This is a genomic window from Streptomyces sp. V3I8, from assembly GCF_030817535.1.
Lineage (GTDB): Bacteria > Actinomycetota > Actinomycetes > Streptomycetales > Streptomycetaceae > Streptomyces.
The window spans coordinates 6986661-7009293 of record NZ_JAUSZL010000002.1 but is presented as its reverse complement, the minus strand read 5'-3'; the positions used below and the strand labels follow the sequence as shown (position 1 = coordinate 7009293).

The following is a 22633-nucleotide window of genomic DNA, read 5'->3' as shown; positions in this document are numbered from 1 at the left end:
GGCGGGCCGGCGCGATGGGGGTCTACGTCACGAAGAAGATCCCGGCGTCCGTTCCCGCGGGCGTGTACTCCGCGAGCCGTGCCCGCAGGTTGTCCTCGCGCCGGGGCCGGTACAGGTCGTGGAAGGCGCCGAGTTCGGCCCCGTCCTCCGCGCCGCGCCGGATCTCCTCGGCGCTCCGGTCGGCCAACAGCGCGTACCCGGGCGTTCCGTAGCGCGTGGAGGTGAACCGCGGGCGGACACCGGAGGCCCGGCCCGGGCCTGCCGAGTCCGGCTGGCAGCGGTACCTGCGGGGCGTACGGGAGCCGGTGGGGACGTACGAGAAGCGCAGGCAGCCGATGCCCCGGCGGGCCACGTGGAGGCGGCCGGTGAAGAGCGAGTTCTCGGCGACGCGGACCGCGTGCGTGTGGATCTCACCGATCACGGTGGTGCGGTGCAGGTGCAGGACGGCGTGGGCGTGCCGGCAGTCGGGGGCGGAGAGTGCCTCGCGGTCGTCGGCGGTGGCGTCCAGGACGCTGTCGCGCAGGTGGATGTCGAGGGGTTCCTCGGAGACCTCGTCGCCGATGACCTCGATGGTGCCGAGGATGCTGTGCTCGATTTGGAGGCACGCGGTGGTGCGTTCCAGGACGATGCTCGGTTCGTCGGGCGAGCGGGGGTCGCACTCGGGCTCCAGCGACCAGCCGGGCACGAGGGTGCAGTGGCGTACGACGACGGCGCCCATCGGGCCGGTGACGTTGATGCCGCGGCCGGTGACGAGCAGCCCGTCGAGCACGATCCGGGGCCGCTCGCCGGGGGCGCAGTCGTCGGAGGAGGCACGGATGTTGAGGGCGTCCGGGCGGTTGCTGTACCAGTCGAGGAGGCGGATGACGGGGCGGGTGCCCTCCGCCGCGCGCAGTTCCAGCCGGTCGCCCGGGTCGAGGTCGAAGTCCAGCTGCTCCTGGTAGGCGCCGCTGTGGGTGATCTCGATGATGCCCTCGGGGCCGCAGCGGCCCGCCCGGCGGTCGTGCCGCCAGGCCCGGTAGGCGTCCATGATCTGCCGGTGGGTCCGGCCGGGGCCGACCCGGAACACGGTGGCGTCCGGGCGGGGCTCGCGGTCGCGTACGTACTCGCCGCCGCCCATGTCGGCCCCAGCCGCGTGGTGGTAGTCGACCCAGACACCCTTGCGGGGCGCGGTCCGGGCGCCGAAGGCGATCCGGCCCAGCTCCGGGTCGACCGCGACCTGGCCGCGCTTGGGGCGGTAGCGCCAGTCCGACAGGTCGGCGACCACGAGGTCGGAGGGTGGTACGGGCCGGTCCTCGCCGTCGCGCCGGATGACGAAGCTCTTGCCGGGGCCGTAGAGGTCGGCGAGGCGGTCGTGGAGACGGCGGCGGCGGATGAAGGCGGGGACGTTGTCGATCTCGGCGATGTGGTGCGGCGAGGGCTCGGGCAGCGGCCTGGTGACGAGCGGGGTGTCGTTGCCGAGGATGGAGAAGGTGTAGAGGCTGCGGGCCCGGTCGACGCAGTACGCGGGTGCCGACGTCAGCGAGTGCGCCTTCAGCCGCCAGACGAAGAGTCCGACACCCGACGGGGTCCAACCCCCCTGCCGGTGGCGGGAGTCGGCCCTGCGTACGTCGGCCGAGCGGGCCACCTCGCCGAAGGGGCCGCCCGCCAGGTCGAGCGCGGAGCCGTCCCTGAGGTCGGCCAGCCGCCCGCGGGTGCCGCGCCCCGCCGCGTCGGTTCCGGCCTCGTACAGCTTCACGGGCTGCTGGTGGGAGAGGTGGCGGGAGAGTTCGACGGCGCGTGCGGGCCAGCCGGCCACGTTCTCGGAGAGCTCTTCGAGGAGGTGGAGGGTGCCCTTGCGGCGGCGGTTCGCGACCGTGGCGGCGACGTCGGCGCGGGGTGCGACGGCCTCGGTGAGCGCGGCCGGACTCCCGCCGCGCAGACCAGGCGTGAGCACACGTTCGTACCCCGGCAGGGTGCGGTAACCGACCAGGTCGCCGAGGTACGGCAGCACCCAGGGGGCCGCCGTCTCGACGAACAGGTCCTCGTAGCCCTGCTCGACCCCTTCGCGTACGAGGTCGAGCTGTTCGGCCATGACGGCGAGCAGGGCGCGCAGGGGTTCGCCCTCCTGGGCGTCGCGCAGCCGGTGCCACCGGGGAAGCAGCTCGGCGAGTCCGTCCGGTTCCCTGGACATCAGTTGACCTCCGTCAGAATCAGGGTGTCCGCGGCCCTCGGCGACAGCAGGGCGAGCTGGGCGGGGCGGATGCCGCGGAAGACGTACACCGAGCGGCCCTTCGCCAGGCGGCGGGTGTCGGTGATGTCGGGGTTGAGGCGCAGGAGTTCGGTGAGCGGGACGCCGTAGCGGGCGCAGATCCCCGACAGCGTCTCGCCGTCCTTCCCGCGGACGGTGTGGGTCTTCTCGTCGTACGTCGCTCCGCGCGCCGGGACCGAGGCCTTCGGCAGGCCGGGGTTCGCGAGCAGCTTCGTCAGCTCCCCGGCGGTCGTGGAGGCGGGTACGCCGGTGAAGACGTCGACGTCCACGTAGTCGACACCGGGCACCCGGTGGGCCGTGGCCAGGATGTCGGAGAGGCGGGCGGGCTGCCCCAACTCGCGCCCCTGGAAGCCCAGTTCGCGCAGGAGTGCCTGGCGCAGGCGTGCTTCGACGAGCTGCCAGGAGTGGTCGGGCGCCACCTTCACCTTCGCGGACACGAGGAGTGCGACGAGTTCGCGGGCGTCCACGCGGACCGGGAGGTTCGGGTCGCCGTACTCGGTGAGCGCGGCGCGCAGGGACCGCAGGAGGGGCGAGTCGCCGCCGTCGCCGGCTCCCGTCCCGACTCCGGCTCCCCCGATCGGCACGTCGTCCGTGCCCGCGACCGTCACGTGCAGCACGCGCCGTCGCCCGTCGAAGAGTTCGCGCGCGGCGGCCCGGCCGACGCCGGCCCGGGAGCGGGCGAAGTCCTCGTAGTCGGCCTCCGACACCAGCCGGTCGAGCGCCGAGACGGCGAGCGGGATCGTGCGGCGCGTCAGGGCGGGTCCGTCGGCGTCCGCTCCGCCGGTGGCCGGGCGCGGGTTGGTGACCGCAAAGACGCCCAGGGGCCGGGTGAGGGCCTGGGTGACGCGGCCCGCGGGGACGTTGGCGGCCCGGCCCGTGCCGAAGCGGTAGCGGGCGTGGATGTTCTCGTGGCCGCCGGGCAGCCGGGCGCCGTGGACGCCGTCGCCGAAGGTCACGGTGGTGCGGCCGTCGGCGGTGCTGCCGGTGATGTAGACCTGCTCGCGCGGGCCGCGTCCGGCGAGGCTGTCGACCTCGTGCCAGAGCACACCGTCGGCCCTGACCTCCAGGACGGGTGCGGCGCCGAGCGGGTTGTCGTCGGCGAGCCAGGTGAGGGGTGACTGCCAGAGCGCGAACGACTGGTTCGCCCGGTCCGGGTCGCCGCTGCCGATCGCCTCGTCACGGGACTCGCCGTGCGTCGCCTCGACCACGTTGCCGAGGATGCGCACGCTCTCGCGGCGGTAGCGGTACGCGAGATCCGTGGTGAGCGTCAGCTCGGTGTGCACGTGGTCGCCCGGCAGGCGCGGGTCGAGCGCCGGTTCGGCGGCGGCGACGGTGACGACCTCGGTGGCCCGCACGGCGGTGGCGCCGGGCAGGTCGCTGCGCTCCCCGTCGACGATCAGAGTGCGGCCGGGCCTCAACCCGTCGTACAGCTCGGCGAGTTCGATCTCGTTGCCGTGCAGGTCCTCGCCGAGCGGTTCGTCGGCGAGGCGCAGCGGTTCGCCCTGCGCGTGCACGGTGGTGTCGCGGATGTGCGAGAGCAGGACGTCGAACTCGTCCAGCCACGGGTCGGCCAGGACGAGTTCGGTGCCCCGGCCGGTGATGCCGTAGTTGGTGTACGCGGCCGTCCGCGCCGACACGACCTTCGTGGTGACGTACGCGAGGGCCGGGTCGCCCGGGATGCCGCCCTCGGCCCCCTTCGTGGGGCGCTGGATCGCCACCCAGCTGCCGACCGTGATGCCGTCGCGCACCGAGTCCAGCTGGAGCACGCGGCGGTTGGCGGGCTCCGGCTTCGAGGCGATGACCACCTCGACGTTCGGAGCGGCGCTGCCCACGGTGTAGGTGAGGCCGACCTCGTACTCTCCGTGCGTGAACTGCTCGGGGACGCCGGGCCGGAGGGTGACCTGTTCGCTGGTGCCGTTGTGGACGCCCACGTGGACCAGGCCGTCCTCGTCGGGGCGGGACACGAAGAGGGTGCGCTCGGGCAGGCCCGCCCGCAGGACCGCGGTGACGCCGGGCTCCTGGGCGGCGGCGGGCCGCTCGTCGGGCCGGCTCTGTTCGCTGTCCTGGACCGCGTGGGTGTTCAGGTCCACCTCGCCCGTGCCGAGCCGGAAGGTGACCGGCACGGCGAGGGGGAGGTTCTCCGCGCGCTGGTCGGAGCTGCTGCCCTCGACGTACTGGAACTCCGCCCGCACCGGAGTCCTGCCCCCCGTGTCGAACACGACGCGCATGCTGACCAGGGAGGCGCCGGTGAGGGGCCAGTCCGCGGTGCGGATGACCCGGCCCCGGTCGTCCTGGACGGGCTTGAGGGGGGCCATCGCGCCGAAGGGGGCGGTGGTCACGCGCAGGGCGAGCAGCTCGCGCAGGAGCTGTGGGGTGCCGGGGGCGGCGGCCGTGCGCCAGGCCGGGTAGAGGCCGCTCAGGCCGGGGTCGAGGACCGAGAGCAGTCGGGCCGTGTCCGCGCCGGGGCGGCGGGACCTGCGCCCGGCGGTGGAGGACGGTGACGGTGCCCTGCCGCGGAGGGCGGGCAGGACGGAGCCGAGGGCCTGGAAGGCGGCCTCGTGGCGGCCGGTCGCCGACGCGGGCGCGCTCCGGGCCACTGCCGCCGCCGAGCCCTCCTCCTCTGGCGGGACCGGCTGGGCGGGCGCCAACTCCACTGCGCGCTCGGCCAGTTCGGCCAGTACGGCTTCCAGCTGCTCGAACCAGGCCGCCACGTCCTCGTACGGTGTCGCGAGGACCTGGGCCTCGCCGAGGCGGGCGACGGGCTCGGCGAGGCGGGCCGCGAGGCTCTCCGGTGTGCCGATGCCGTCCAGGTCCGCGCGCAGCGGGGCGAGGACCTGGTCGTCGAGGTCGTCGATCAGACGGCTGACCGGGCGCGGGTTGGGCACCTGTGGTGTGGGCGGTTCGTCGCCGGGCTCGCCGGGGGCCGCGGGCTCGGTGGTCCAGCGCCGTACCTCGTCGACGAGTTCCCGCAAGGTGGGCGGGGCCGACCGGGGCAGCCCGATGGCGGTGATCTCGTCGTCCCGGTCGACACGGACGCTCGCCACGGGCAGCAGCAGCCGCCGGGCACCCGCCTGTTCACCGAAGACGAAGAGCAACTGGTCTCCCACGGCCAGGGAGTTGGCTGTGCCGGCGACGAACAGCGCGGACCGGCGCTCCAGATCCTCGGGGGTGACGAGGGAGGGGCGGCGGCGCCGGACCTTCAGCTCGTTCCAGTCCCAGCGGGCCGTCAGGTCACGGCTCGTCTCGAAGGTCTGCGACTCCTCGTCGGCGGACGCGGGCACGCTGTGGCTGCGCGCGCCCCGCGGGATGACCACGGGCAGGCTCTCGGCGCGCGGGTCCCGTTCGAGGTTGTACGCCAGATGGGTGGCGGCGGCGACGCCCGGACGCGGCCGGTGGCCTACCAGCCGGCCCAGCAGCACCAGGGAGCGGTGTTCGTCGGCCGTGCGCAGGTAGGCCTCGTCGGCGATCCGCTCCGAGTGGAAGGTGAGCAGGTCGCCCAGGACGGCGGTGGCGTCGAGCAGGCCGATCGCCGGGTCGTCCGGGGTACGGACCGTCAGCCCGCGCAGCGCCGGGTACGCGGGGGAGGCGAGCCGGTCGAGCAGGGCGGCCAGGAAGGAGCCGTGGTCGCCGACGCGGTAGTCGAGGGCGGTGCGGCCGGGGGGATTGTGGAGCGGGGCCGGGGCGAGGCGCTCGTCGTGACCGCCGCACGCGCCACCGCCGCACGCGCCACCACCGCGACCGGTGCCGCCATCGGGCCCGTATCCGTCGCCGCACGCTCCGCCGCAGGTGCAGTCGTCGCTCATCGGGCACCTCCGAAGGAAATCGTCAGCCGGCCGTTCTCCGGCCGGTCGGGGTCGTTGTCGCAGGTGGCGATCTCCAGCGGGCCGAGCCGCAGCACGCCGTCCTCCCTCTCTCCCCGGTCCTCGTGGAACTGCCTTCGCAGCCGGGTGACGTGGACGCTCTCCACGCCCGGCACCGCGGCCGCGACGGCGACCAGCCGGCTGAGCCGGACCGGTTCGCCGAAGGTGAGCGCGTCCGGGTGGAAGAAGCCGAGCCGCCCGCCGGGCAGGCGGCCCCGGCCGAGTACGCGGTACAGCTCGGCCAGGATCTGCCCGTGCTGGTGGCCCGGGACCGCGCAGACCCGCAGCGCGATGTCGAGCGGCACCGGCCGGGCGGCGCCGACGACGAGGTCGTGGCCGATACGGCGGTACGCCTCCAGGGCCTGTGTCACCTCGGCGAGCAGCCCCGCGGAGGGCTCCCCGGTGCCGTACGCGTCCACGGCGATGTGGGCCTCCTGGCCGCTGCCGGTCCAGCGGAGCGTGGCGGCGGCCCGCTGGACGCCGGGCAGGGCGGCGGCGAGGGCCGCGTAGTCGTCCGCGGTGACGGCGCGCAGCCTGGTGCGGCGCAGGTCGAGCGGGGCCGACTGGCGTACCTGCTCGACCGGTTCGGGTTCCGTACCGCCGGTGGCGGGCAGCGGGTTGCGTACGCCTGCCACGGGCGGGTGCTCGCAGTCGGCGGTGAGCACGAGGTGGTTGATGGCCTCCGCGCCCACGTTGCCCGCGGTGCCGCCGCCGAGCCGGTAGCGGAGTTCGAGCCGGGTTCCGGGGGCCGGCCCGACGGCGTGCCGGCCGTCGCCGAAACGCAGGGCGAGGCGTCCGTCGTCCCGCAGTTCACCGACGAAGTGGCGGTCGCGGGGGGTGCTGTCGAGGAGGTCGCGGCGTGGCTCCCAGATCGTCTCGCCGTGGTGGTGGTCGTGGCCGCCGTGGTGACCGTGGTGACTGTCGTGATCACCGCGGTCGTCGTGACCCTCGCGGCTCCGGTGGCCGTCGTGGCCTTGGTGCAGCTCGTGCAGCCGGACGGCGGGCAGGGCCTGTCGTGGGTCGTGCCGCAGGGCCGCCGAGGCGGGGCCGCGCAGGACCTGTTCGTCCGGGTGCAGTCCGTCCGCGTACGCGGGTCCCCAACTGTGCGCGATCTCCCAGGCGATGTGTCCGTCGAGGACCGTGCCCGCGCGGGCCCGTGCCGTGAGCACCTCGACGCGCCGGAGCTTGGCATGGAGCAACCGGTCGCTGCGGAAGAGGAGTTCGCGCAGGGCTCGAACCGGGTGGCGGCGCAGTTCGAGCCGCTCCAGGACCTTCAGGCCGTAGAGCACGGTGAGTTCGGCGATCTCCTGTTCGCCGAGTCCGTCGCGGTCGCGGGCGCTGCGCCACAGTTCGGTGAGCCGCTGCTCGATCCGCCCCGGGATGGCGGCGATCCGCTCGGCCTGGCCGGTGGCGACGGCCCGGGGGTCCGGGAACGGCACGGCCTGTGTCACGGGTGAGTGGCCGAGCACGGGCCGGAAGCGGGGTGCGATGCCCGGGTACACGGACTGGGCGAGCAGGGTTCTGAGGGCCGCGGCCTGGGCGTACGCCGTGCCCGGCACGACCCGCCCCTCGCTCTGCGTCCCCTTGTGGCCCGGGCGCCGTCCGGTGAGTTCCAGGCCGAGTCCGGCGCGTACGGTCGCGTCCTCGCCGACGACGTCGAACAGCTCGCGGATGTCGCCGGGGGTCAGCGGTTCGCCGCACTCCCCCTTGTCCGTGAGGGAGTTGATGAGCCGGGCGGGCGCGTTGCCCTCGTCGCGGTCGCCGCAGCCGAAGGTCCGTGGGGCGCAGGAGCCGACGACGGCGGGCCCGGGCGGCACGGTCACCGTCTCCGGGAGGCCTTCGCCGTCCCGGTCCAGGGAGCGGCCGTGGTCGACGAGGACGACGTTGCCGCGGGCGACCGTCACGTCCTCGACGGGCTCGCAGCCGCGTCCGCCGCGGGTGGTGAGGCAGAGGGGGAAGCGCAGCGCGTCCTGGGCGGCCCAGGTGACCTCCAGGACCGGCTGGTCCTCGATCCGGTCGACGGCGGGGGTGATGGAGGTGAGCCGGACCACCTGCCGGTGGGCGGGGTCGGCGTCGCCGGGGGTGCCCGAGCGCGGCCCCTTCACCTCCTCCACGACCAGCAGGTCACCTGCCCGCAGCGCGAGTCGGCGTTCCTCCCGGGTCTCCGGGTCGCGCCACTCGTCGCGCAGGGTCGCGGCCGTCGCGCCCCTGGGCAGGGAGCGCACCTCGCCGCCCCAGGTCCACAGCCGGATCGCGTTGTGGGCGGACCGCAGCTCCAACGGGTCGGTGGCCACGACCGGTTCGAAGACCTCCACGGATCCGCGCTCGTCGAGGTCGGCGAGGTCTCCGTCACCGATGACCGTGCCGGGCGCCGGACGGTCGTGCGGGTCGAGTGAGCGGACGTCGACGGAGGCGAAGCGGTATGTGCCCGGGAGCAGCGTGTGCTCGCCGGCGGTCTCCACGGTGACGTAGGTACGGGCGTTGCAGCCGTCGTGCATCGCGTAGTCGATGAGCCGCACATGCCGGCGGACCGAGACCCGGCGGCGCGCGGTGTCGAGGTACGCCTCCGTGGCGACGGCGTCCTGCTGATAGCTGATCTGGTCGCCGGTGTACGCGAGCATCTCGACGAGCGTCGTGCCCAGGTCGGCGGGGTTGCGCTCGATCCAGTCGGGAGTGGTGAGGGCGAGCCGGTCGAGGAGCAGTTTGCGGATGGTGTCGTAGTCGCGGGCGGTGTAGTCGACGACGGGCGCCTCGGGGAAGTCCCGCGTCCCGTGGGGCGAATCCGCGCCGTGCTCGTCCGCGCAGTCGAAGGATGTCGGGCAGTCGGGCCGGAAGGCGAAGGAGGCGCTGTGATAGCGCTGGTCGAAGCCGCGGTACGGCTCGGTCCCGGGACGCCCGTACGGGTCGGTCTCCACCAGGGAGAGCCGGTAGCGGGACGTGTCGCCCGCCTGGTCAAGGGTGACGTACAGCCGGTCGTCGAGCTCGGGGTCCTCCTCGCGCTCGACGCTGATGTCGACGGCCTCGATGCCAGTGATACGGCGGCCGCCGTCGATGCGTACGTTCTCGGCGCACAGGCCGTGCGGGGCCTTGCCGAGGAAGGTGACGGTGAGGGTGAGCCCGTCGTCGCTGACCTCCACCGCGTCGACTCCGTTGAGCTGGGCGGCTCTCGCCTTCGCCCGCCGGGAGGCGGTCGGGGGAGGGGTCGGGGGCGGGGTCGTGTGTGAGGTCGGGGCCGTCATGCCGCGGCCCTCCCTTCGAAGACGTCGTCGCGGCGCGTCCCGGTGGAGCGCACGGCGTAGGAGAGGTGGACCCGGATCGTGTCGTCCTCGCCCACCACGTCCAGGGCCTCGATCTCGACGAGGTCGCCGAGCCAGCGCTGCAGGGAGGCCTGCACGGACAGTTCGAGGGTGCTGGTGAGTTCGGGGCTGTGCGGCGCGAACACCAGGTCGAGCAGTCCGCAGCCGAAGTCGGGGCGCATCACCCGTTCGCCTGGGCTGGTGAACAGCACCTGTTCGATCAGGTCGCGCACGTGCTCGTCGTGGCGCGCGTGCGCGGTGCGGCCCCGGCGGTCGGCCCGGAAGGGGAACGCGATGTCGCTGCGGTGGCGGATGCGTGGGCTCATCGGACGGTCACCTTTCGCCGGTCGCCCTGGACGACGGGCGGTCCCTGCGGTACGAACGCGGCCGTGAAGCACTCGGCCGCGGAGATGTCGAGCAGGACGGGCGAGCCGCCGGCCGTCACTCCGGTGCTCCCGGCCGTCCAACGGACGGAGGTACACGGCTCGGGCACCCCGTCGACGGAGTGCGGGCAGCCGGTGACGACGTACGCGTGCGCGGCCGTGGCGACGGGATGCCCGTCCATCAGCACGGTGCAGTCGGATGTGGTGGCGGTGGTGGCGCGCCCGCCGTGCGGGCAGCTGATCACGGCGCCTGCGCCGAGCAGGCTCCCGGCCGCCCCTGTCGCTCCGGACACTTGATGGTTCCCCCGTCTTCCGTTCACTGTCGTTTCCCCACCGCTGTCGCTGTCGCTGTCGCTGTCGCCGGAACTGTGGCCGTGGCTGTCGCTATCGCTATCGCTTCGAGAGCACGGTCAACTGGCCCTCGTTGATGGTCACTTCCTTGCCGCGCAGGACGACCTCGGCGCCCGCGCCGGTCGCGATGACCACGGCGTCCTGGGTGATACGGATGTACGCGCCGCCCTGGGCCTGGAGCAGAATCCCCTGCTCGGCGCCGGTGGTGTCGCTCATCACGAGCTTGTGCGCCAGCGGCGTCTGCACGACGACCGGCTTGTTCGGCGAGGACGCCGCCAGCTCGCGGCGCGCGTCGGGCGGCAGCTCCTCGGCGGCTCCGTACCAGCACCCCGTCCAGATGGGGAAGCTGGGATCCCCCTGCTCGAACTCCATCCAGACGCCCGCGCCGGGCGCCGGCACCACGAACTGCCCCGACTCGGGGCCGGTGAAGGGCAGGCAGGGCAGCGCCCAGGTCGACGGCTCGTCGCCCAGGACGTCAGGGACCTCGGCCCTGACGCGCCCGATCCGCAACGGATCGTCGTTGTCCACCACCCGGCCGCGGAACTTGCCGAGGTAGCGATTACCGGTTGCCGCCATGCTGAACTGCTCCTGCTCTGTCGGGTGTTGCCGGTCGCGTCACCGCGCGTCAGGGCCTGACGTAGGCGCTGCGCGCCTCAAGCCCCTCTCGCGAGACGGTGAAGTTCTGCTGGTACGAGCCCGGGCGCAGGTTGTGCGTGACGGACTTGACGTAGTAGTCGCCGTCGTACGCCCTTCCCGCGCCGCGGACGCCGACCAGCTGGCGGGGCTGGAGGATGTAGCCGTGCCGGTTGACGTCGAGCGAGCCGGAGCCCGAGATGACGTCGGCGGACACGGCGGCCCGGGCGAGCAGTTCGGCCTCGGCCTGTTCGCGCTGCTGCTTGGCGGTGCCGGGGAGCGTTCTGCGTTTGAGGGCGGGTGTGGGGCGTTTGCCGAGCGGCGGGCGCAGGGGGCTGATCGGCGGCTGCGGCAGGAGCGTGGACTGGCGGGTCCCCGGGTCCTGCCAGCGGGCCTGCGGCTCTTCCCGCGCCGTCCCGTCGTACGAGAACGTCAGTTGGTCGACGGTGGAGTTGTTGTCCATGTTGACGTTGAGGGCGTGCTGGCGGATGCCGAGGCGGATCTCGGGTCCCCAGCGGGCGGACGACCGGCCCGGGGTGGGGCCGGGCTCCAGATAGAAGGTGTAGCCGTTGGCGCGGGCCAGCTCGGTCACGTACTGGAGGTCGGTGCCCGTCTGGTAGTGGACACGGAGGTCCTGGTGCGGGGGCTGGCTCACCTTCTCCTTGTAGACATCGGGCCGGATGCCGTAGTCGGAGTAGCGGCGCAGGATGGCCAGGACCCGGTCGGAGGGCGGGAGGTTGGGGTAGCGGTCGGTGCGCTCCTCCAGGTCCATGAGCAGGGAGAGGTCCTCGCCGGTGACGGTGAGGGTGGAGTGCCCTGGCTGATTGCTGGCGCCGACCTCCTGCCGCACGATGAGGCCGTCGAGGAGCACGTCCGCCGTGCCCTTGACGCTCACCGAGACGATGACGCGGGTCTTCGGGTCGAAGAAGCCCTCCGGGAGCAGGGTGCGGTTGATGAGCCCGTTCTTGGTGAGGTCGAAGGCGAGCTGGAAGCCGCTGCGTTCGCCGGCGGTGGCGGTGATCTGCGCGGAGAGCAGCGCCTCGGTGACCTCCGCGGGGACGGGACGGGTGAGCTTCGGTCCCATGCGGAGGGTGATGTGGACGGGGCCCTGGCCCACGGGGACGTCAAACACGCCGGTTCCCCCGGTCGGAACGCGCGAAGCCGCCGGCGAGCGGCACCTCGATGACGGTGCCCGCCTCGTCGGTCAGCTCCCGCGGGTCGAGTACGGGGTTGGCGTCGGCGATCTGCCACCACTGGGCGGGGTCGCCGAAGTAGTGCTGGGCGAGGAGGTCGGGACGGTCGCCGCTGCTGACGGTGTGGTACCGGTTCTCGTCGTCGAGCTGGTCGAGCGGTGGCAGCAACCGGCGCTTGACGTATCGGACTTCGGTCCCGTCCGCCTGTCGATGTACGCCGATCTCGGCGTCGTGGTAGCGGCTGGAGCGGGGGTAGGGGTGGGCGCCCGGGATGGCGTCCAGGGCGTTCTCGTAGGGCTCGGTGTCTGCCATGGCCGCTGTCTCAGCCCCTTCCGCTCAGAGTGATGTCCGTGCCGGCACCCGTACCGAAGCCCGTGAGGCCGAGTCCGCCGAGGCTGCCGCGGCGGGCGGCTGCCGCGAGGCGTTCCTTCTGGGCGAGGTGGGCCATGTAGAAGTCGGCGCCCAGGTGCCCGGCGGGCAGGTCGCTGACGGTGAGGACCTTCAGCCCGATGGAGAGGGAGGCCCGGATCGGATTGAGGTTGACGTCGAAGGCGGACTCGTTGATGGACAGCTCGGTCAGCCGGACGGGCATGACGCGCTTACTCCCCCAGGTGAACAGCGTCAGCGGCATCTCGATCGGGCTGATCTCGATGGCCCCCTTCTGGGAGAGCTTGGTGGCGTCACGCAGCTGCTGGGTCGTGGGCTGCACCAGCATCTCGAGGGTGGCGAGCTGGGGGTGGATGCCGTCGGGTGCGGCGACCTCGAACTGGTCGGTGGCGTCGATCTCGGCGGTGAACTTCCAGGTCTCCTGGGCGGGACCCTTCAGCCGCAGGGCCTCGTTACGGTCCCCGGACCCGCTTCCCCCGCCGCCGGAGTCGCCGCTGCCGCCGGCGGACTGGGGCGAGAGGGAGCGTTCCAGGGTGTCGGGGTTGAACTGGAGCACGATGACGCGCTGGGGCGTGCCGCGGTCGGGGTCGATGACGACTATTCCTGAACGGATGGGTCTGGGGATGTCGGCGTAACGGGTCATCGGCGGGCCTCCAGGCGGTCACGGAGGGGCGTGTAGTCGTGCTCGGGGAAGACCGTGGGGAAAATGTCGAGCATGGCTTCGAGGTTCGCGACAACCTGCCTGTCCAGGCCACTCAAGGAGACATCAGAAAAGAGGTACTGCCATCCGAAGATCCCCTTCGTGACCGCAAGGTTCTTCATGTATTCGACGTAATCGATGTCCAGGGGAACATAATCCGTTGCATTTCCTGGATAGCGACTCAGGTCCTTGTCGTAGTACCAGATTTGCAGCGGATCGACATGCTTTTGCACTCGAATGGCAGTCAGCAGTCCCGCACCGGAGCGCGGCGTTTCATCAATGGTGCGGAATTCCGCCACCAATCGCTTCTCGTCGTCGGGTGCCTTCTCCCAGGCCAGGTCGGGTGCAGGTTTCAAGAGGGCATCATAGATGTTGCGCACGCGGAACTCGCCGCGAATTTGCGGTGTCTTCTTGCGCTTGGCAGACCTCCAACTGCACGCCAGCTCGGTGATCCATGGCGTCGCCTCAAGGAGTCCTGCGAGGATGACGTCCTCCCACTCAGGCCGCTCGTCAAATTCTGCGGGCTTCCCAGCCGACGGGTCCGTGAAATCTCCTACGCTTTCGAAGTCTATTTCCACGAGGCTGGATTCCAGTAGGTTGTCGAATGAGGCATAAAGTGCCGACTCGATCGGGGAGTACTCGCGCATTTGCAGGCCCTTTGCTGGTTCGTGCTGCAGTCATTGCTTCTTGTCGAAAGTAAGATGCCCCTCCGCGGCAGCCCTGATGAGCTTTCGAATGTTCCCGTCCCACCCCTTCCTTCGACGCCTCTTGATCTTCCGCAGTGTCTTCAGGTCTTCCAGCAGGATGGACATGCTTGGGATGTTACGGCTGTGAACATCAGCCACATCCTCGATATCCTCGGCAATCCCCTTCGGGATGTTCAGCATGTTCTGCATACGGAGGGCCGAGTCATAGTTCACATAAACCACACTTCCGGGACCCGGCGGTAGTTCAAGGCCACCTCCAGACTTCTCGTTGTAGTCGCGCGGCCACTTCTCCCTCTCCCATTTATTGTTTGCATAGTCGGGATAATATGCGCCCCATTCCGTTCTGAGAAACGACGGGAACCCCCTGGGTTCCCCCGAGTGATAGTTCACCTTGACGTCGTACCAGGCAATCTTGTTCTTCCCGGCACGGATCCACTGCTCGGCCGGGATTTCAACCTCGTTCTTGAATTCTTGATTCACCCTGTTCCTGGCAGGAACCAGATTCCGTCCGTCTGCGGTGCCTCCGAGGAGCTGCGTGAGCAGGTGCTGACGGACCCAGAAATTGCTGGAGTCCGCGTTCAGATCATACTTGTTGATATAACGGAATCCGATGGGTTCATCTTTTCGAGCTTTGTCCGCCTTCTCGCCGCGCTTGTTCGCCCACGACTCATTGATGGCCTCGGCAGTGAAGTCGGTGGCCAGTACGTTGTTCTTCTTCGACGGAGCGCGCGGGGTGGGCAGCGGCGGATCAGGCTTGCTGTGATCTATCTCCGTTTCGTAGGTACTGAATCCAGGTATCACGGGAACAGAGGGATTGAGGCGGGCCACGACAGTGAATTTCTCCCCTCCCTCCTTGTAGAGGGAGCTCAGCTTGTAGTGCCTTCGCAGGCTACCGAGCAGGGCCTTATGGGAGCTGAATGTGATTCCCCGGTCCAGCCGCTCCCGGAGAATTTCCCGTATCCGTGCCGCTATCAACTCCAGACGTGCCTTTTTGGCTGCGGGTGATTCCTCCTCCTCGTTTCTCCTTCGCCGCTTGTCCTGCTTGTCGGTGCCCCGAGGCCGGCTCGGGCCTTCCTTGCCACCTCTCGGCCTGCCGACGTCGTCCTTGCCGTGCTTGGGCTTCCTGGCGTCACCGCCCTCGGACCTGTCGGGCTTACTGCCGTCCTTGTCGGACTTGGGCCTGTCGGGTCCGGGCTTGTCCGTCCTGGGCTTCCCGGAAACCGTGCCGTCCTGCGTACCATCCTTGTCCGTTGGCCTCGTGGCGTCCGAGTCCTGGTCCTTGGGCCTGTCCGGGGTTCTGGTGTCCGGCTTGGGTGTGGTGGGGCCATGGTCGTCCTTGGGCCTGCCCGGGGTGTCCGTCCTCGAGCGGGGGCCCGTGTCCGGTTCCGGTTTCGGCCTCGGGCGTGGGGCCGGTTGGGGCTTGGGCTTCGGGGACGGGGTCGGGCGGGTGTCCGGCTTCTCGTCCTCCGGGTTTTTCGGGCGGCCGTTCTTGTCCTTGCCCACGGGCTTCGTCGGCGCGGCGGGGCCGGGCCTCGTGGCGTCCCTGGCCGGGCCCGGTGCCGGTGGCTTCGCCGGGCCCGTGGGCGTCGGTTTCTTCGGTGCGGACGTCGTCGGCCTGCTCGGAGTGGCGGCCGTGCCCGAGGGCTTCTTCGGGACGGGTGCGGCGCCGGGCCTCGGCCTCGCCGTGGGCGGGGAGGCCGCCGTGGTCGGCCGGGGCCTTCCGGTGTCGCCCCGGTCGTCCGCGTCCTGGCCCGCCGGGGTCTTGCCGTCGCCCCCGCGCGGCTTCTCCCTGCCCAGATTCGCCGCCACTCCCTTCAGGCGGCGGCCCACCTTCGCCACGTACTTGCCGATGCCGCTCAGCAGCGCCTCGTAGGCGAGTTCCAGTAGTGCGACGATGCCCGCCGCGACCGCCTTCGCGAAGAGGACGCCCGCGCCGCCCTGGCGGACCGCGCGCAGCCAGGTGATGACCGCGCCGATCGCGCGCAGGATCTCGCTGAGGGCGCCGATCGCCGTGCGGATGGCGTCGATGACCGCCATCGCCCAGCCCGCTCCGGGGATGAGCTTGGCGATGACCTTCGTGATGACGATCTCGCCGATGATGAAAGGGAGTTGCGGGACGATCGCGTCCCACGTCTCCTTGACGATCCGCTCCAGGGTGAAGCCACCCTTGATCAGTTTGTCGATCATCGCCCTTGGAATGCCGATGATCTCCTCGATCTTCGACTGGAACCACTGCTTCACCGCCGCCTGGACCTCGCGGAAGAGGTGGTTCTTCGCCCCGTCAACGGCGGAGTTCTTCGCACCGCTCAGCCAGCCGCCCGGGTCGGAGAGGAAGTCGACGGCGATCATCATGAACTCGCCGAGTGCGCTGAGCAGTTTGGACGCGTACTCCAGGACCGTCTTCACCGCCGCGACCACGGCCTTGACCACATCGAGAAGCATCTTCCGCAGAATGCTGAGGATGCTGCCCAGCAGTTTCCCGATGGCGTTCAGCAGATCCGTGACGATCTGCTTCAGCATCTTCGCCAGCCGGTTCACCAGGGCGATCGCCGCCGAGATGAGATCGCTGATGAACTTCCGGATGCGAGCGGCCAGTTCGATGATCCCGCGGACCAAAGCCTTCGCGAACTCGATCAGATCGTCGATCAGGTTCTTGATCGCGTCGACTATGAACTTGCGCGCCTCGTTGATCCAGCGTTCGACCGTGGCCTTGAAGTTCCTGATGAAACCGACGACCGCGTCACGTGCCGCTCTGATGACGCGGACGATCGCGTTCTTGATCTCGATGATTTTCTCTTTGAGCCAGTCAAAGGCCTTGCTGATCCAGTTGCCGGACTCGTTGACACTGTCGTCGCGCTTCTTCTCGGCGTCCTGTTCCGCCTTGGTGTTCGCGTCCTGGATCTTCTTGTCGCCGTCGTCCTTCTCCTTGGCGACGTCGTCGTCTGTCTTCTTCTCCTTGTCCTGGACGTCCTTGCGAACTTTGTCGTGCCGCTCGGTCTTCTTCGTACCGAGGTTCTTGAGTTCCTCGTCCTGCTCCTTGCGCCAGTCGGCACGCTGAGCGGTCACATCCCCCAGTGCCTTCTCGCGCTCGCCCGCCTGGCTCTCGGTGTTCGCCGCGACCTCGGCGTCCACCTTCTGCTTGTGCTTCGCCTGCGAGTCGCGGAAGTCCCGGTCCTTGGTCTGCCGCCCGTCGGACATGCCCTTCTGTCCGTCGCTGAACGCCGCCTTGAACTGCGGTCCCCGGTCGTGCTCCGCCACCTCGGAGGCCGCCTCGGGAGGTACCGCCCCGGTGGACGCGCCGCCCTCCGGCGCCCCGCCCTTGCCGCCCTCCGCGCCGGGCACCTTCGCCTTCAGCTGCTCCTTGGGAGCGTCCGGGTAGACCTGGTTCTCGCCCATCGGGCGGGCCGCGTCGTCACGGCCCGTCGTGACGGTCTCCTGGCCCTTGGTGTCGACGGCGGCGCCCTGCTCGTCGGCCGCGCCCTCCGCCGCGCCCTGCAGTTCCACGCCCGGCGCGTTGCCCGCCTGGGCCTGCTTGAGCGCCTCGTCCTTGGTCGGCAGCCCGGCGAACTTCGCGGCCAACTCCTGCGCGTCCACCTCGAAACCGAGCTTGTCCGCGATCCAGCCGATACCGAAACCCAGGGCCATCTTGAAGGTGTCCCAGCCGCCCGGCTCCTCCGCCTTCTCGGCCTCGATCTGACCTTCGGGCTCCTTGGCGCCCTTGACCTCGGCCTTCTCCTCCTCGGGCGCCTCGGACTTCTGCGCCGGGTCCTGGGAGTACTGGGCCGGTGCGTCGGCCTTCGGCTTGCCCTGGAGGGTCTGGGGAGCTCCTGCGGGTCGCTGCATCGAGGGCGGGGCGGCCGCGAGCGCCTTGTGCTCGTCACCGACGGTCCGGTCGACCGAGCCGCCCACCCCGCCCATGGCCTCAAGTGCCCTGTGGGGCTTCAGGTTCGAGGCCGTGGACAGGCCTGCCTCCGGGGACACCTGCGAGAGGTTCGGGGCCGGGGCCGAGTCCTTCTTGCCGCCTTTGCCCCGGGCGGCCGGCACAGCGGCGCTGCCACCGCCTCCGCCGCCTCCACCTCCGCGCGATCCCTTGGCGGCGGGCGCCGACCTGGCCGACGTGCTCCGGGAAGCGGGGGCGGCGACGGTCTGAACAGGCTCGGGTGCGGACTCGGGCGCGGACTGAGAGGTGGCCTGAGAGGTGGCCTGAGGGGTGGCCTGGGGGGCGTTCATGGATTGCGGAGTGGCGGGCGCGGGTGTCTGTGCCGCCGGGGATTCCGTCGTCCCGGTCCCACCCCCGCTCCCGGACGTGTTGCCGGAGACATGGCTGTCTCGTGCGGGAGACGCGGCCCCTGACTCCGACACCGACATGCTCGACCCCGCCGAGGACCCCGAAGACCCCGCAGCCGCCGAAGTCGACGACGCCTGCGGCCCCGTAACGGCAGCCGAGCCCGCGCCGGCCCCTGCGGCCGAAGCCGGACTCGCCTGCAGAGAAGCCTTCTCCTGTGCGCCGCCCGACTTCTCGCCCCCGGCAGGAGTGCCCTTCTCCTCCTTGGCGGCCGCCTCCCGTACTTCTCCACCGCTCTCGGCGCCGCCCTCAGACCTGCCCGGTGCCTGCTGCACCGCCGTCTGCGCGGCCACCGGTCCGGCCTTGGGATCGGCACCGCTCTTCGGGTCCCTCGCCGGCACGCCCGACACGGACGGCGGCGCGGCGGCCCGCTCCACCGCGAGACCGCCGAACCGGCTGTCGCCAGGACCGGACTCCAGGCCGGCCCCCGCTTCCGCCGCGTTCGTGTCGGCAAGCTCGGTGACGTCCTCGGACTCGGACTCGGCTTCGGACTCCGCCGCCGCGTCCTCCGCGTCCTCGGCATCCCGTTCCGCCTGCACCTTGTCGGCCCTGGTCACCGGGGGCGCGGGGAACGACGGGACAGCCGCGACGGCGCCCGAGGACGGGTCGGACGCGTCCGCGGTCGGTATGCCGGACACATCGGGATCGTGCTCCGGGATGAAGTCCTCGGGCTGGAGCTTGATGTCCCAGGCGCTCTTCTCCTCGCCGCCGACCTCGACCTCGGACTCGCTGCCGGAGCCGAAGGGCTCCTCGTCGGCCGTCTCCTCGGGCCCTTCGAGGTCCTGGTTGCGTACGCCGTCGAGCCGGCTGAGCCGGGCGGGCAGCTGGGTGTCCTTGCCGGCCACCGTGGGCGAACCCGTCGGTTCGGGCTGCCCGGCCTTGTCCGCCGCCTTGGGGTGCTGGCCCGCCACGAGCGCGTCGACGGCGCCCGGACGGTTCTTCGCGGCGGACTCCTCCTCGCTCGCCGCCGGTGTGCCCCGCTCGTCCGCACCCCCCTTGTCCTCCCTGTTCTCCTTCTGCGCACCGCCGCTCTTGCCGCTCTGGTCTCCGGCTGGGGCCCTGTCCTCTTTCGCTTCCTTCTTCTCCGCCCCGCCCTTCTCCACCCCGCCCTGCTCGGCGGAGCCCGCGGTCGTCCTCTCACCGGGCTGCTGCGCGCCCCGGGACCGTGCCGCCTCGGGTGAGGGCTGCTGTCGGCCCGTATCCCTGCCGCCGCCCGGCTCGGCACCGCCGTTCTCCGGTGTGGACCCCGTCGCCCCCTCCGTGCCCGAGGGCTCCTTCTCCGGCCCCGGCGCCTCCCCGGGTCCCTCCTCCTCGGTCTGTTCCTCCTCGGCCGAACGCCGCTCGCTCTCCCGCCGGAACCGCAGTTCCCCGGCCGCGTCGGCCTCGACCGCCGGGGTCTCGTACGAGTCGGGCTCCTCCGGAAGGTCCCCGTCGGCCTCGATCTCCTCGACCAGGTCGAGCACCCGGTCGTGCTCCGAGCCGAGCAGCCGGCCCTCCAGCCGGTCGAGCACACCGTCCAACAACTCCGCCGACAGACGCGCAAGTTGGTGGCGTGTGCGCTTGGAGCGGTCCTCCGGGTCGCCGCGCAGCGAACGCACGAGCGAGTTCGTCAGCCGGTCCACGAGGGTCGCCGGGTCTATCTGCTCCAGCCGGTTGCGGTCGGCGTCCACCGTGGCGTAGCGCAGCCAGCCCGGCGTGGCCTGCCCAGGTGCCACCTCCGACGCGGGCTCCCTCGCGGACTGCGCGGCGGCCGGACGTACGAGGTCCTGGGCGGCCGATTCCGCCTCCCGTTCGATCGCCTGCTGCGGGAGGCTGACCGCGCCGAGATCGCGGCCGGCCCGCAGGGCGCCGAGGCCGTCCGGGTTCTGCACGGTGTGCAACAGCTCGTGCGCGAGCAGGCGTTGGCCGTCGGCCGTACCGGGGCGGTAGGCGCCCTCGCGGAAGAAGACGTCCTGGCCGACGGCGACGGCGTCCGCGCCGAGCAGCTCGGTCAGCTGTCCGGCGTCCCGCCCGGTGTGCAGCCGTACGCGGCCGAGGTCGTGCCCGAGCTGGTCCTCCAACTCCCGCCGTACGCCGACGTCGAGCGGCTGTCCGGCGCCGCTGACGATGTCCTTCGGCTCGGGTGCACGGGCCTGGGCGGCGCGCTCCTTGCGCTTGCGGCGCCGCTGTTCGGCGGCCTGCTCCGAACGGGCGTCCTGAGTCGCAGAGTTGCCGCTCATGGGGCCTGCACCTCCCCCTCGCCGGAGAGACCCGCGTGCACGGCCCGCGCCAGCTCCTGGCCGAGCCGTCGCGCCGACAGCCCGGCGGGCAGCGGCGGCAGTCCGGACAGCGCGTCCAGCGTCACGGCGCCCCGCTCGGCGGCCAGCGGCACGCCGTGTTCCCGTACCAGGCGGGTCAGTTCGTGCTCGAAGGCTGCGGACACCCGGTCGGGGTCCACTCGGAAGCCGTCGAGGACGAGTTCGCCGACGTTCACGCGGATCGCGTCCGGCCGCCTGCCCGCGTCCCCGTTCACGCCCCCGCCCATGCCCTTGTTCACACCCATCCGCGGACCTCCCCGGGTGTGAGCGAGCGTTCCAGCTTGAGGTACTCGGTGCGGGCCGCCGCCAGCATGTGCCGCATCTGCAGGCGGTCGCCCTCCTCGGCGGCCAGGAAGGCGCCGGAGAGGGCGATGTTGCGGATCGAGCCTCCCGCGACGGTCAGTTGGGCCAGCAGCTCCGGTTCGATGCCCTTCACCGGGGTCTGCGGCGGCAGCACCCGGCGCCAGATCTCGGCACGCTCGTGCTCCGCCGGGAACGGGAAGTCGACGACGAAGCGGATCCGTCGCAGGAACGCCGTGTCCAGGGCCTTCTTCATGTTGGTGGTGAGGATCGCGAGGCCCCGGTACGCCTCCATGCGCATGAGCAGGTAGCTGACTTCGAGGTTGGCGTACCGGTCGTGGCTGTCCTTGACCTCGCTGCGCTTGCCGAAGAGGGCGTCGGCCTCGTCGAAGAGGAGGAGTGCGCCTCCGGCTTCGGCGGCGTCGAATACCTTGCGCAGGTTCTTCTCGGTCTCGCCGATGTACTTGCTGACCACCTGGGACAGGTCGACGACGAAGAGGTCGAGGCCGAGTTCCTTGGCCATGACCTCGGCGGCGAGCGTCTTGCCCGTGCCCGAGCCGCCCGCGAAGAGCGCGGTGACCCCGAGGCCCCGGCGCAGGGTCGCGGCAAAGCCCCACTCCTGGTGGACCGTTGCCCGCTGCCGTACGTGCGCGACGATCTCCCGCAGTACGCTCGTCTGCCGCTCGTGCAGCACCAGGTCGCCCCAGCCCGCGTCCGGCTCGATACGGCGGCCCAGTTCGTCCATGCCGACCCTGGCCTCGTTCATCCCTGCACGCCATGCGAGTCGGCCGGCGTCCTGTTCGTCCGCGACGGGGCGATCACGGCGTACGGCGGCGGCAGCGGCTCGTACGACATGGGGCGGCAGCTGGAACTGCGCCACCAGCGACCGCAGTTCGCTCTCGCCTATGTCGGCGACGCCCTCGAACGCGTCCACCCACACGCCGAGTTGCTCCTCGTCGTCCAGATGCGGCACGGTTACCCGCTCGCCGTGCGGCCGGTCCGTCCGCCGCGGATCGTGACTCGACACGACGACGGGTACGGCGGCCCCGGCGAGGAACGCATCGGTCGCCGCGTGCTGGTCGCGGTCGAGTTCGCCCGCCTCCACGAGCAGGGCGGCGGGCAGCAGGATCGCCTCGCGCTGCCACAGCCGGGCCAGCAGGTCGCGGTCGCCGGGGGCGGTCGGGATGTCCTCGGCGTTCATCGCGTACAGGGTGAGCCCGGAGCGGCCGGCCGCGGCGGCGGCGATGTCGGCCCGGCTGCGCAGGTCGCCGCCGACCACCTCGACGAGCAGCGGTGCGTCGGGCCGCGCGCCCGTCGTCCAGCCCGCGGCGACCCGGCTCGCGGCCAGCTCGTACGACGGCGGAAGCTCCTCGGGGACCGGCGTGCGACGCAACTGGCCGTGCAGGCGCGCGTCCAGATAGGGCGAGCCGAGAAGGAAGTGCAGGACACGTTCGTCGAGCCGCAGCCGGGACAGGGTCAGGGACTGCCGTGATTCGTCGGCCGGCTCTACGATCCGCCAGCGGCGCAGGGGCGCGACCGGGGTCAGCGCGCTCCAGTGCGGTTCGGCGAGTGCGGCCAGGGCGAGCGAGAACGTGGGGTACGCGCGCTCCGGGTCTCCGCTCGCCGCGGCACAGCGGGCGGCGGTCGTGGTGTCCAACTCGCAGGCGGCGGTGAGGAGTACGAGGTCCCGCTCGAACGGGGTCAGCCCGAAGCAGCCGACCAGCGCGTCGAGGGGGCCCGCCCCCGGACCCGCCGCATCCGCCGCACTCACCGGACCGGCCGATGGGTCTGCCGATGCCGCCGCCGGCGCGTTCGCACGGGACGCGCGGGACGCGTGCGCGTCGACTCGGGCGAGGACGCGCCTGATCTCCGAGGTCAGCGTCGGGCCGCCGCCCGCTGTGCTCTCCTCGCCCGGCCCGTCTCCGCCCATGCC

General features: G+C 71.5%; 13 protein-coding genes. All 13 read right to left on the bottom strand.

Annotation, left to right across the window (positions count from 1 at the left end; translation table 11 throughout):
- Positions 1 to 22 precede the first annotated feature (22 nt).
- The 13 genes from QFZ75_RS30975 to QFZ75_RS30915 all read right to left on the bottom strand — a co-directional run bounded on the left by QFZ75_RS30975 (position 23) and on the right by QFZ75_RS30915 (position 22630).
- On the bottom strand, positions 23 to 2170 hold the full coding sequence (locus tag QFZ75_RS30975) for a hypothetical protein (protein WP_307542166.1): 2148 nt from the start codon (positions 2168 to 2170) through the stop codon (positions 23 to 25).
- Positions 2170 to 6051, bottom strand: a complete 3882-nt coding sequence (locus QFZ75_RS30970; RefSeq protein WP_307542164.1) for a putative baseplate assembly protein — start codon at positions 6049 to 6051, stop codon at positions 2170 to 2172. Before QFZ75_RS30970 ends, QFZ75_RS30975 begins: the two co-directional genes overlap by 1 nt.
- Complete coding sequence (locus QFZ75_RS30965; RefSeq protein WP_307542163.1) at positions 6048 to 9347, bottom strand: putative baseplate assembly protein; 3300 nt, start codon at positions 9345 to 9347, stop codon at positions 6048 to 6050. Before QFZ75_RS30965 ends, QFZ75_RS30970 begins: the two co-directional genes overlap by 4 nt.
- A complete protein-coding gene (locus tag QFZ75_RS30960; RefSeq protein ID WP_307542162.1) occupies positions 9344 to 9730 on the bottom strand; it encodes a GPW/gp25 family protein in 387 nt (128 codons plus the stop codon). The genes QFZ75_RS30965 and QFZ75_RS30960 overlap by 4 nt, the downstream gene beginning before the upstream one ends.
- Positions 9727 to 10080: a hypothetical protein gene (locus QFZ75_RS30955; protein ID WP_307542160.1), complete on the bottom strand. Its 354-nt coding sequence runs from the start codon at positions 10078 to 10080 to the stop codon at positions 9727 to 9729. Before QFZ75_RS30955 ends, QFZ75_RS30960 begins: the two co-directional genes overlap by 4 nt.
- A gap of 97 nt (positions 10081 to 10177) precedes the next feature.
- Positions 10178 to 10714 carry a phage baseplate assembly protein V gene (locus tag QFZ75_RS30950; RefSeq protein ID WP_307542158.1) on the bottom strand — a complete coding sequence of 179 codons (537 nt, stop codon included), beginning with the start codon at positions 10712 to 10714 and terminating at the stop codon, positions 10178 to 10180.
- Between the two features lie 49 nt (positions 10715 to 10763).
- Positions 10764 to 11903: a hypothetical protein gene (locus QFZ75_RS30945; RefSeq protein WP_307542156.1), complete on the bottom strand. Its 1140-nt coding sequence runs from the start codon at positions 11901 to 11903 to the stop codon at positions 10764 to 10766.
- A complete protein-coding gene (locus QFZ75_RS30940) occupies positions 11896 to 12276 on the bottom strand; it encodes a LysM peptidoglycan-binding domain-containing protein (RefSeq protein WP_307542154.1) in 381 nt (126 codons plus the stop codon). Before QFZ75_RS30940 ends, QFZ75_RS30945 begins: the two co-directional genes overlap by 8 nt.
- Before the next feature lie 10 nt (positions 12277 to 12286).
- Entirely contained in the window at positions 12287 to 12994 is a 708-nt protein-coding gene (locus QFZ75_RS30935) for a hypothetical protein (RefSeq protein ID WP_307542152.1), read from the bottom strand.
- The gene (locus QFZ75_RS30930) at positions 12991 to 13698 is read right to left on the bottom strand and encodes a hypothetical protein (protein WP_307542150.1); all 708 of its coding nucleotides are present in this window, start codon (positions 13696 to 13698) and stop codon (positions 12991 to 12993) included. Before QFZ75_RS30930 ends, QFZ75_RS30935 begins: the two co-directional genes overlap by 4 nt.
- Before the next feature lie 30 nt (positions 13699 to 13728).
- Positions 13729 to 20322, bottom strand: coding sequence for a DUF4157 domain-containing protein (locus tag QFZ75_RS30925; protein ID WP_307542148.1), 6594 nt, complete (start codon positions 20320 to 20322; stop codon positions 13729 to 13731).
- Positions 20319 to 20645, bottom strand: a complete 327-nt coding sequence (locus QFZ75_RS30920) for a hypothetical protein (protein WP_307542145.1) — start codon at positions 20643 to 20645, stop codon at positions 20319 to 20321. The genes QFZ75_RS30925 and QFZ75_RS30920 overlap by 4 nt, the downstream gene beginning before the upstream one ends.
- Positions 20636 to 22630, bottom strand: coding sequence for an ATP-binding protein (locus tag QFZ75_RS30915; protein ID WP_307542143.1), 1995 nt, complete (start codon positions 22628 to 22630; stop codon positions 20636 to 20638). The genes QFZ75_RS30920 and QFZ75_RS30915 overlap by 10 nt, the downstream gene beginning before the upstream one ends.
- Positions 22631 to 22633: the final 3 nt, after the last annotated feature.